Annotated in this window: 10 protein-coding genes; all 10 read left to right on the forward strand. The window is 48.8% G+C overall.

The window, feature by feature from the left end; all coding sequences use genetic code 11:
• On the forward strand, nt 1-1035 hold a 1035-nt coding region (locus tag IT291_10870), incomplete at its 5' end, for a methylmalonyl-CoA mutase (GenBank protein MCC6221730.1).
• Nucleotides 1035-1454: a cobalamin B12-binding domain-containing protein gene (locus IT291_10875; GenBank protein ID MCC6221731.1), complete on the forward strand. Its 420-nt coding sequence runs from the start codon at nt 1035-1037 to the stop codon at nt 1452-1454. The genes IT291_10870 and IT291_10875, both read left to right, overlap by 1 nt.
• A 49-nt stretch (nt 1455-1503) precedes the next feature.
• Nucleotides 1504-2979, forward strand: coding sequence for a tRNA lysidine(34) synthetase TilS (gene tilS / locus IT291_10880; protein MCC6221732.1), 1476 nt, complete (start codon nt 1504-1506; stop codon nt 2977-2979).
• A 55-nt stretch (nt 2980-3034) separates the two neighbouring features.
• On the forward strand, nt 3035-4897 hold the full coding sequence (ftsH, locus tag IT291_10885; protein MCC6221733.1) for an ATP-dependent zinc metalloprotease FtsH: 1863 nt from the start codon (nt 3035-3037) through the stop codon (nt 4895-4897).
• A gap of 1 nt (nt 4898) precedes the next feature.
• Nucleotides 4899-5813: a TIGR00159 family protein gene (locus IT291_10890; GenBank protein MCC6221734.1), complete on the forward strand. Its 915-nt coding sequence runs from the start codon at nt 4899-4901 to the stop codon at nt 5811-5813.
• Nucleotides 5810-6742 (forward strand): YbbR-like domain-containing protein, encoded by a 933-nt coding sequence (locus tag IT291_10895; GenBank protein MCC6221735.1) that lies wholly within the window; start codon nt 5810-5812, stop codon nt 6740-6742. Before IT291_10890 ends, IT291_10895 begins: the two co-directional genes overlap by 4 nt.
• Nucleotides 6735-8087, forward strand: a complete 1353-nt coding sequence (locus IT291_10900; GenBank protein MCC6221736.1) for a phosphoglucosamine mutase — start codon at nt 6735-6737, stop codon at nt 8085-8087. The genes IT291_10895 and IT291_10900 overlap by 8 nt, the downstream gene beginning before the upstream one ends.
• Nucleotides 8084-9736: an NAD(P)H-hydrate dehydratase gene (locus tag IT291_10905; GenBank protein MCC6221737.1), complete on the forward strand. Its 1653-nt coding sequence runs from the start codon at nt 8084-8086 to the stop codon at nt 9734-9736. The genes IT291_10900 and IT291_10905 overlap by 4 nt, the downstream gene beginning before the upstream one ends.
• A 43-nt stretch (nt 9737-9779) precedes the next feature.
• Nucleotides 9780-10334: a tRNA (adenosine(37)-N6)-threonylcarbamoyltransferase complex ATPase subunit type 1 TsaE gene (tsaE, locus tag IT291_10910; protein ID MCC6221738.1), complete on the forward strand. Its 555-nt coding sequence runs from the start codon at nt 9780-9782 to the stop codon at nt 10332-10334.
• Nucleotides 10328-11593, forward strand: coding sequence for an aspartate kinase (locus IT291_10915; protein MCC6221739.1), 1266 nt, complete (start codon nt 10328-10330; stop codon nt 11591-11593). The genes tsaE and IT291_10915 overlap by 7 nt, the downstream gene beginning before the upstream one ends.
• Nucleotides 11594-11766: the final 173 nt, after the last annotated feature.

Genomic DNA, 11766 nt, shown 5'->3' on the forward strand with positions numbered 1-11766 from the left:
AAGCTGTCGTGCGACATAATTGAATTTTGTGCCGAACATGCTCGCAAATTTAATCCGATTAGCATATCTGGTTATCACATACGAGAGGCTGGCTCTACAGCGGCGCAGGAGTTGGCGTTTACCGTTTACAACGGAATTACATATGTGGAGGAGTGTTTGCGACGCGGCATGGATGTAGATTCATTTGCCCCTAGACTATCGTTTTTTTGGGACGTGCATAGCGATTTCTTTGAGGAAATTGCTAAATTTCGCGCAGCTAGGCGGCTATGGGCTAATATCGTAAAAACGCGCTTTGGCGCTAAGAACCCGCACTCTCTTAGGCTTCGGGCCCACGCCCAAACTGCCGGAGTGAGTTTAACGGCTCAGCAGCCGTTAAATAACGTCGCGCGCGTAGCAATACAGGCTTTAGCTGCTGTGCTGGGGGGAACACAGTCTCTTCATACTAATTCAATGGACGAGACTCTGGCGTTACCTACGGAAGCGGCGGTTAAGGTTGCGTTGAGGACTCAGCAAATAATTGCCGAGGAAACTGGCGTGGCTAACACAATAGACCCATTGGCCGGATCGTATTTCGTAGAATACATGACTGATGCGATTGAAAAGGAGGCTATTAATTATATAAATCACTTGGATGCAATGGGCGGAATGTTAAAGGCTATCGAGGATGGTTTCCCGCAGAAGGAAATAGCCGAGGCCGCATATGCATTCTTGCGACGAGTGGAAAACGAGGAGCAAATTATTGTTGGCGTTAACGCTTATACTGACGATGATGAGATTGGCATCGGTGAGATAGATATTTTAGAAATTGATAAATCGGTAGAAGCCGAACAAGTCAGGCGCACGCTGGAGTTTAAAAATGAGCGCGACTCGCTCGAGGTGCAGACACGCTTGGATGCATTAAAGAAGGCCTGCGAGGAGAATTTGAACACTATGAAGCCGATGATAGAGGCGGTAGATATGGGTGTTACCTTAGGTGAAGTGTGCGATGTGTTTAGGGAAGTTTATGGAGTTTATACAGACCCGGGATTTAGCTAATGGATAAGAGTTCTTCTACGACGAGATTGAGGTTACTAATCGGCAAAGTTGGCCTTGACGGCCATGACCGCGGGGTGAAAATTATTGCGCGGGCGCTTAGAGATGCTGGCTTTGAGGTGATTTATACCGGGCTGCATCAGACGCCAGAGATGATTGTAAAATCCGCTATTGAGGAAGACGTCGATGGTATTGGGTTAAGCATTCTCTCGGGCGCACATATGCATCTTTTTTCGCGAGTGATAGAATTGCTAAAAGACGCTGGCGCTAGCGATATTGTGGTATTCGGTGGAGGGATTATTCCTCGTCAAGACATGGAGGAACTGGAAGCTAAGGGAGTAAAAAAACTCTTTACTCCAGGAGCAAGTACTCAGGAGATTATCGAGTGGGTGAGAGCTAATGTTAAGAGCAACTTAGCGTGAGCGATAGAACAGTTTAGCGATCCTATCTTTAGAGCGGTTTTATTTTTTAATGGCAGAGCGGTTGGATAATGTTGTTTTTCTCGAGTTTGCTAAATCGATCGAGTTAGTAAGAGCGAATTTAGGCAAGAATGCAGAAGATCCTCTAAGCGTGGTCTTAGCGGTTTCGGGAGGCGTAGATTCGCGCGTCATGCTGGATGTGGCGGCAAAAACTGCTGAGGAATCTCAGTTGTCCCTAGTGGTGGCACATTTCGACCATGGGTTACGCGAGGCAAGCATGGGGGATGAGCGTTTTGTTGAGGCGCTTTCTAGGCAGTATAATTTGCCTTTTTTTTCTGAGCGGGCGCCGAAGTTTTTGGGGCGAGAAAACGTGGAGGCCTGGGGCCGCAGGCTTCGCTACGAGTTTTTGGAGGGAACTCGCATGCGCGTTGGTTTTGATGCTGTTGCTACTGCGCATCATTTAGATGATCAAGTTGAGACATTTTTCATGCGCGTTATCTCTGCGCGGCTTGCTTCTAGTTCTCATTGCATTGGAAGCTTTGACACTACGACACGCCTATTTAGGCCATTTTTATCGATTGCTCGTAGCGCCTTATCTGCGTACGCATTGCGGCATAATCTTGAATATGTCGAAGACGAATCTAATTTAGATACGTCGCGGACGAGAAACTGCATTCGCCATTCGTTGGTTCCTAGCGTGAAGAAGCTCAATCCGAATTTGCTCGATGGAGTAACCGCAACCATTAATCGCCTTACGAGCGATGAGGCGGAACTAGAGCGATGTGCAGGTGAGGCTTTAGATAGCCTTGGGCCCTCACCAAATTTGGCGCGAAAAATCGCAGAACTTTCGCCGGCTATCGCCTGGAGAGTAGCGCGTTTGCTCGCTGCTAGGGAAGTGCCTTCTGCGGCAAAATACCTTGGGTATAGTAGTTTTATAAGAGCAGTTGAGGTTGCGCGCGGAAATCTAGCTGCTTCGGATTTAGGTTTTTTAGTCAGTTGTTTTGTCGACCGAGACAATAAACTTAGGTTCAAGCTTGGAAGCGATGTCGCGTCCTCAGATTTCTTAGAGACTGACCATGCCGATAACGATGTTAATAAGCTCGATATTCCCGGAAGTATAGCTTGGAAAACTGCTGATGGAAGGGAGTTATTACTTGAGGCAAAATTGTTGTCGCGGCAAGAACTTGAGCCGTGCAGCGCAGTTACCGATTTAAGAGACTTAGAGAAACGGGCCCCTAAGGAGAAGTTTTATAGGGTTTTTTTCGATTTTGATACGCTAGAAACCAACTCTTTGCTGGTGCGTTTTCCTCGTCCCGGAGACAGTATGCGAGTGTGGAAAAGGGGCCGGCGAAAGCTAAAAAAACTCTTTCAAGAACAAGGGGTTACGTTGACAGAGCGGCGCACAATGCCTATAGTAGAAAGCTCTGGTAAGATTATCTGGGTACCTGGCGTAGCAAGATCGGAAATGGCGGCAGTGGACAGCAATACGGCCTCATTACTGCAACTTACCTGTTTGAAGACGGTATAGTGCTATAAACTTTGTTGTATTTAAACTTTCTATATTATTTTGGGTTATATTTAAATTGGGTCAATTTTCACGAAATGCCGCTTTTTGGCTCTTTCTCATAATTATGATTCTCCTGCTCTACAACGTAGTGCAGGAGCCGCGAACCGCAGGGCTAGACATCCCATACTCAGAGTTTCGCAAGGCCGTTTCTGATGGTCGAGTGAGCGAGGTCGAGATAAAGGAGACAGAAATAGTTGGGCTTTACAAATACGGCTCAAGCGTAGGGACGGAGAACAAGTTCACTACCAAGATGCCGCCTACGGATCAGGAGCTCATTAAAGTATTGCTGGATAACGGAGTAAAAGTCGAGGCCAAACCCAGAGAGGAGGAGTCGTGGTATTTTATTTTGCTTGCAAACTGGTTCCCCATGTTGCTTTTAATTGGCGTTTGGATTTTCTTTATGCGCCAAGTGCAGGTGGGTGGGGGAAAGGCGCTTAGTTTTGGCAAGAGCCGCGCGCGTTTGCAGGAAGAAGGGCGCGAGAAGGTTACATTTGACGATGTAGCGGGGATCGACGAATCAAAGGAGGAACTGGAGTCCATCGTTCAGTTCCTTAAGGATCCCAAAAAATTTACCAAGCTCGGCGGAAGAATTCCCAAAGGCGTATTGCTGTGCGGTAATCCCGGAACTGGAAAGACGCTTTTAGCGCGCGCGATAGCTGGCGAGGCTGGAGTGCCGTTTTTTAGCATTTCTGGTTCGGACTTCGTCGAGATGTTTGTAGGCGTCGGAGCGTCTCGCGTTAGAGATCTCTTTATGAAGGGCAAGAAGAACGCGCCGTGTATAATATTCATAGACGAAATCGATGCCGTTGGACGCCATCGCGGAGCGGGTTTAGGTGGGGGCCATGACGAGCGCGAGCAGACGCTAAACCAGCTCCTCGTCGAGATGGACGGATTTGAACCAAACGAAGGAATTATTTTAGTCGCAGCCACGAATAGGCCAGATGTTCTAGATCCGGCGTTGTTGAGACCGGGGCGTTTCGATCGCACCGTTATGGTTCCGCTTCCAGATATTAGGGGGCGCGAGGGCGTGTTGAAAGTTCACACCAAGAAGGTTCCACTTTCGGAGGATGTAAATTTAGTCACCATAGCGAGGGGAACCCCGGGTTTCTCGGGAGCAGATTTGGCAAATTTGGTGAACGAGGCTGCACTGTACGCAGCTAGTAAGGACGCTAAATCAGTAAACATGAAACATTTCGAGTTTGCCAAAGACAAGATTTTAATGGGCACCGAGCGGCGTTCTATGGTGCTATCGGAGAGAGAGAAAAAAGTTACGGCATATCACGAGGCGGGACATGCAATTGTAGCGAAATTCGTTCCGGGGTCGGATCCCGTTCACAAGGTAACAATTGTGCCGCGTGGAGTAGCGCTTGGCTTAATGCAACAACTGCCAGAAGACGAGAAGCACACCTATCCCAAGGATTACTGGCTGGGGCGCATTTGCATTGCTTTTGGCGGACGTGCGGCTGAAGAGCTGATATTTGAGGAAATTTCTACTGGTGCTACTTCCGACATAAGCGCGGCTACGAATATTTCACGTCGCATGGTCTGTGAGTGGGGGATGAGCGAGGCGCTTGGGCCATTAACCTATGGTCGAAAGGAGGAGCAAATATTTCTTGGCCGAGATATCGGTCATAGCAAAGACTACTCTGAGGAGACGGCTGGACTGATAGACCGCGAAGTTCGCGAGATTGTCGAGCAACAGATGACGCGAGCTCGTCAGCTTTTGCACGAGCACAGAGATGCGCTTGAGAGATTAGCGCGTGCGCTTCTCGAGAGGGAGACGCTAGATGCTAATGAGGTAGAAGAGATAGTTCGGGGTTCTACTCCTACCAATGGCCCCTCATCTAATGGACAGCCGGTATCTATTAAGGCAGCATGAGATGAATCTAGAGGGCCTGCTCAATCCCACGGTTTTTAGCAGTGTCTTGGACGTCATCGTTGTGTCGTTTCTCATATATCGCATCTTGCTAATGGTAAAGGGCACTAGGGCATTGCCGATGCTTGCGGGCTTGGGAATGCTCGTAGTTGTGCACCTCATTTCCAAGCAGCTTGGGCTTGCTACTTTGGGGCTTATCTTAGATAGCTTTTTTGGTTCTCTGATTCTAGTAGTTGTCGTTCTCTTTCAAGATGACTTGCGCAGGGCGTTAATTAAAGTTGGCCTCGGGCCGGGGATAACGGCTAAGACCTCTGGCGTTGTAGAGCACACTCTTAATGAGGTTGCGCGAGCTGCCTCTGAACTCGCATCTAAGAGGTTGGGTGCGCTTATAGTCGTGACGAGGGAGGTTGGGCTAAACGAATATAGCGATGGGGCGGTTAAGATAGATGCGGTCGTTAGTCACCAATTGCTCGTTAGCATTTTCGTTCCCTGGTCGCCTATTCACGATGGCGCTGCCATCATCGAGGGGAATAGGGTTGTGGCGGCCGGTGCAGTGTTGCCGCTAACTTTTAACCCCAATGTTAGCAGTCACCTTGGCACTCGGCATCGCGCCGCCATTGGCCTCTCGGAAAAGACGGATGCGCTGGTGGTGGTAGTATCGGAGGAAACTGGGGCAATTTCGCTCGTGAGAGAGGGGCGCATTACTCGAGACCTCACGCAAAAGACCCTTTATAGCGCGCTTCACAGATGCACAGTAGTGCGCGAGCAAAAGCGAAAAGGCATTCGACAAAGGGCGAAAGCGATTAGGCTGAGTTCTAATCAAGGCGCGTCTGATCAGGGAGGGACTGACTTGGAGGAAGGAGTTGATGGTAGCGAGGATACAGAGATAGATAGAGGCGGGGGAGGTCAGCAGTCGTGAAAATCCTGACGACCGAAAATTTTGGCCTAAAGATATTCTCGCTTCTGTTAGCAATAATGCTAGAATTATTTTTTTATAGTTCTGATAACTCTATTTCGGCTACGATTTCGGCTAGCATTGCCATTCGCAATCTTCCACAAAGTATGATGATAGTTTGGCCTCCAAACGCGGAAGGGGGATTATTTGCAAAGTTTAAAGTTCGTGGGCCAGTGTCGAATGTGAAGGAGCTGGAGTTAGCGGACAACTCCATTTTTGTGGATCTGCCGGTTCCTACGCCGTCGAACTACGAGTTAATGCTAACAGCTAATCACCTACGCCGACTTCCAGGGGTGAAGATTTTGGGAATAGAGCCAGCGTCTATTAAACTCAAGATGGAGCAAGTGCTTAGAAAGAATCTCCTGGTCGTGGCGGATCAAGTGGGAACTGTTGCGGCTGGCTATGTTGTGGGGGAAATAAAGGTGGTACCGGAAACGGTTTTTGCGGTGGGGCCGCGGAGTGAATTATTTGGCCTCAATGCTATAAAAACTGCTCCTATCGATCTAAACGGGCTAAAGGCTAAAAAGAGTTTTGAGTTGCCTCTTGTAGGGAAGGGGGAGTTAACTCGTTTAGGAGTTGACGTTGCAACTGTGGAAGTATCGGTAGTGCCGATTGAGCAGGAGCGAACGATTAATAATGTTAGCGTTACGGTCGTTGCTCCTAAAGGTTTTGCGGCAAGTGTAGAGCCATCTAGCGTTTCGGTAACGCTTAATGGGCCGGTTAATTTGCTCGATTCTATTGGAGGACAGCCATTGAAGGTCGTGGCCGATGGTAGTCAGTTTAATGGAGGCAGTCACGAGGTAAGTTTGTCGGGCAATTTTCCGCCAGCGGTGAAGCTCGTGCGTACGGATCCAAAAAAAGTAAGGATTAAGTTGGTGTCTACTCATGGGTAAGCTGTTTGGAACGGATGGAATTCGCGGCGTTGCAAATGTCGCCCCTATGGATTCGGAAACTATAATGCGGGTTGGTCGCGCTGCGGCGTATGTACTTCGTCGCTCGCAAGGGCGTCACCGCATATTAATAGGCAAGGACACGCGCGTTTCTGGCTATATGTTAGAGACCGCACTAGCGTCCGGAATTTCCTCCATGGGTGTCGATGTCCTACTCGTTGGGCCATTGCCAACGCCTGGAGTTGCCTTTATGACGCGCAGCATGCGCGCCGATGCGGGTTGCATGATATCTGCCTCGCACAACCCGTATGAGGATAACGGGGTGAAGTTTTTCGGTGCGGATGGTTTTAAGTTGCCGGATGCGACGGAAAGCGAAATTGAATATCTCATGGAACCTGGACATCTGGACGAGCTTCGCGCAGTCCCAGAGCTTATCGGCAAGGCTTTTCGCATAGACGATGCAGTTGGGCGATATGCGGTTTATGTTAAGAGCTCTGTTGAGCGCGATGCAAACTTTGAAGGGCTAAAGGTGGTAATGGATTGCGCCAATGGAGCGGCTTATAAGATTGCTCCATTAGTCTACTCTGAGTTGGGTGCAAAGGTAATTGCTGTGGCGAACGAGCCGGATGGACAAAATATTAACCTAAGGTGCGGTAGCTTGCATCCAGAAGCAATGTGCGAGGTTGTTAGGGAATACGGTGCTGATTTAGGTATAGCTTTTGATGGCGATTCAGATCGCGTTATCATGTGCGACGAGAACGCAAGACTATACGATGGCGACTCATTGCTTGCCATTTGCGCTACTGCATATAAGCGAGAGGGTAAGCTAAAGGGCAATGCCGTAGTCGGAACTGTGATGAGCAATTTAGGCTTAGAGCTATCGCTAAGAGAGCGCGGTATTTCGCTATTTCGTTCAGACGTGGGGGACCGCTATGTTTTGGCTGAGATGTTGGCGCGGGGTTTAAATTTAGGTGGAGAACAGTCTGGACATATCATTTCGCTGGATCACAATACCACCGGCGATGGCCTGTTAGTATCGTTGTTGGTAATTTCTATTATGCTTAAAAGTGGCAAACCGCTTTCTCAGTTCTCGTCCTTGGTTGAGCGCCATCCACAGGTTTTAGTCAACGTGCCGGTAAGAGAGAAGCTACCGTTTGAGCAGTGCCCGAAAATTACTTCGGCAATTAAGAAGGTCGAGGGCAGACTAAATAATGTCGGGAGGGTGTTGCTTAGATATTCTGGCACGGAGTTTAAGGCCCGCGTGATGGTGGAAGCTGCGGATAAGGAGCTTTGTACGACAATGGCTAATGAGCTTGCGATGGTAGTTCAACAGGAACTAGGAAGGTGATAAAAATACTCACTGCTTCTGAGATGGCTGCGGCCGACAGGGCTATGGAAACGCGCCTTGGCGTTCCGTCGCGAGTTTTGATGGAGTCGGCTGGAAGGGAGGTAGCTAGTTTTGTTTTGAAGTCAGTCGATCCGTCGTGCAAGAAGCGCCAGGCAGTTGTGCTTACGGGAGGCGGCAATAATGGGGGCGATGGCTTCGTCGTTGCGCGCTATCTCAAGGAGGCTGCTTGGAATGTAATGGTTCTTGCGACTGTGTCAATAGAATCGCTAAAGGGAGATGCCTCGAGTAATGCTTTAGTTTGGAAGAATTGTGGCGGAAAGGTGCTGGAGGTGAACTTAGACAGTCTGAATGATAGCGAAGTAGCTTCTTTGCTAGAGAATAGTGGAGTTATTATCGATGCTATCTATGGGACTGGCTTTCGCGGCAGCATGGAGAACTGGCCTGCAAAGCTCGTGGAGCTAACTAATGAAATTTCGGCAAAGAATTCAATTCAAGTTGTTTCGGTAGATATCCCCAGTGGTGCAGAGGCTAGCACCGGGAGAGTTTTGGGTGCATGTATTAATGCAACGCAGACGGTAGCACTGCAGTGCCCAAAAATTGGACATGTATTGTTCCCCGCAAGCAGGTATTGCGGCAAGGAAGTGTATATTGCCGATATAGGGATTTCGAATAACCTTAGCGAGATTGCTAGTGTTAGGCGCGAATTAGTGACTGCTTCTGCTGTTTCAGGTTTGTTAAGTGAGGCTTATAGGGAACGCGACGAAGCGCATAAGGGTCGTCGCGGACACGTGCTAGTTATGGGCGGGAGTTCCGGTCACTTTGGTGCTCCGAAGATGACGGCGCTAGCCGCTATCGCATGTGGTTCGGGCCTAGTAACTATGTGCCTACCCAAGAGTGCAGCAAGGGAAGTTCAAACTCAACTGCTCGAGCTGATGTGTCTCGAAGCGGCTGAAGATGCTTACCTCGCGTTTGGAAAGCCAGACAGGGGATGGTTGAAAAATGCGCTGGAGGGGAAGAATGCCATAGCTATTGGGCCAGGTATGGGGCAAGGGGAAGGAGCAGGCGACCTGTTGGAGATGGTTTTTGAAGAGAGTTTGCGGCTAGAAATGCCGCTAGTCATTGATGCTGACGCGATAAATATGATTTCGCTTCGCAAGGGTTTGGTAGAGAAAATTCCACCTCAGTCGATTTTAACCCCGCACCCCGGTGAGATGGCGAGGCTATGTGGGATAGAGACAGCCGAAGTAGAGCAGGATCGCCTTGGCAATACTGGCGATTTAGCGGCTAGGCTAAAATGTTGGGTGATACTAAAGGGCGCTAGGACGGTTGTTTGTGGGCCGGATGGGGAAATATTTATTAATCCCGCCGCTAGTGAAATTTTGGCTACGGCTGGTTCGGGAGATGTTCTTACTGGCGTTTTGGCTGCAATGCTTGGGCGGGGAATGGGGCTAAAAAATGCCTGTCTGTGTGCAGTTTATGTTCATGGCGAGTGTGTGGGCGAGCTGAGGCATAAATATGGCGGAAGTGTGGGCGCGAAGGCCGGGGATATAATCGATTATTCACCTCGGGTGATTAATAGGCTTCTGCATTTGCCACCTACCGATAATAAACCCTTTCCAGGCAATGCAATTAGCGTTTTTGGGGATTGAGTTGTATAGAGAGTCGTGCGTGCCTTGTTGTGCTCTTAGTCATATGTCCCACCCGACCACAAATCAAAGGTCAGTAGAAATTATTAGTCGCAGTCTCGAGGAGACTTATGAGATCGGCAGGTTGCTAAGCGGGCTTTTTGCGGGCGGAGAACTTATTGGCCTTTCTGGTCCTCTGGGCGCTGGGAAGACGGAACTCGTAAGGGGCGTCGCTGCTGGCTTGGGGGTAAGGGAGGAAATCTCAAGCCCCACTTATGTGCTCGAACATATTTATCTCTTATCGCCAGGTTTAGACAGACGGATAGAGAGTTTGCATCATTGGGATCTGTACCGCCTGGGCGAAAATTGCGGAGAAAATGAGATATTGGATTATAGGGGAGATTCAGCCAAAATTGTTTTAGTCGAGTGGCCGGAGCGAGCTAAGTGGCTATTAGACTTATTGCACATGATTATAAATATAGAGTACTGCGATACTGGCCAAGACCGCCAAGACGAGCGGTGCTTGGTATTTAGCGCAGTTGCAAAGGAGGGCGATAGATTGCTATTATCGCTTAGAAATATGCTTAAACCTTTAGGATCTGGTAAAGGGGAGAAATGTTAGAAACTGTTGTAATGAAATTTGGGGGCACTTCGGTCGGTACGGTTGAGCGCATTGCCGAGGTGGCAAAGCGCGTTTTAAAAAAGCAGTCGTCTACGGGAAAGAAGGTTGTGGTTGTAGTTTCGGCCATGGCGGGCGAAACTGACCGTTTGGTAAAACTCTGCCGCGCTGTTGCAGGGGGAAACCGGTTTGATGAGCGAGAGTATAGCCAGTTAGTCGTTTCTGGCGAGCAAATTAGCTCTGCTCTGATGGCGCTTGCGCTTCAGCGCGAGGGGGCTAAAGCCATGTCGTTAACGGCCTATCAGATTCCCTTGGAGACGCGAAGAATTTTTGGCAAGCAGCTCATTAGCGATGTTCGTCCGGATAGGTTAGTTAGCTTGTTGAATCAAGGTATTATTCCTGTTGTTACTGGTTTTCAAGGAATAGATGAGGACGGAAGTTTTACCACTCTTGGTCGAGGTGGATCTGATACCACTGCCGTTGCTATTGCTGCTGCACTAAAGTCGGAAGCGTGTGAGATCTATACTGATGTGGATGGAGTGTATTCGGCTTCGCCGAGTGTCTGCAAGAATGCGAAGAAACTAAGTCATTTGACTTATGAAGAGATGTTAGAGTTAGCTAGCAGTGGTGCGAAGGTGTTGCAGACAAGAAGTGTTGATTTAGCTAGAAAATATGCGGTTCGCTTGCTAGTAAAATCGAGTTTTACCGATGCCGATGGAACGGAGATAGTAGAGGAGTATGCAAATATGGAAAATGCAGTTGTTTCTGGGATAAACTGTCGAAGCGATGAGGCTAAGATTACGCTTAGAAGAGTTCCCGATTATGCGGGAAATGCCGCAAAGATTTTTAAATGCCTGGGGGAGGCCGGTGTGGTGGTCGATATAATAGTTCAGAGCGAGGGGGCGGCAGGTTTTTCAGATATAGCGTTTACCGTTGCAGAAGACGACGTCGATCGCTCGGTAGAAGCCATTACGACGCTAATAGAGAGCAAGCTGCAAGGTGTGTCGATTGAGGTCGATACCGATGTGGCCAAGCTATCCGTCGTCGGTGAAGGAATGCGAAACCACGCCGGGGTTGCTGCCGAAATGTTTGAAGTTTTGGGCCGCGAAGGCATCAACATCAAGATGATAACCACTTCGGAGATAAAAATCAGCGTAGGCATAGAACGCAAATACGCCGAACTCGCCGTCCGCGTGCTGCACGAATATTTTATAGAAAATGAGTCCGACAAATGTGCCGAGATGGCCTGCTGTGGTCAGTAATGCGATGTTACTAATCGCCGAAGAAGGTGCTAAGTAATTTTGCTGAAAAAGAGGCTTTTGTAGGATGTATCGAATACTTAAAGCTATTAGCCTGATTTGCTTTCTTTTTTGTCTAGCGCTTGCCAATATTCCGGAAGTATTTGCCCAGGGCGGAAGTGTAGACATAATTCCCA

The organism is Deltaproteobacteria bacterium (genome assembly GCA_020845775.1).
Lineage (GTDB): Bacteria > Bdellovibrionota_C > UBA2361 > SZUA-149 > JADLFC01 > JADLFC01.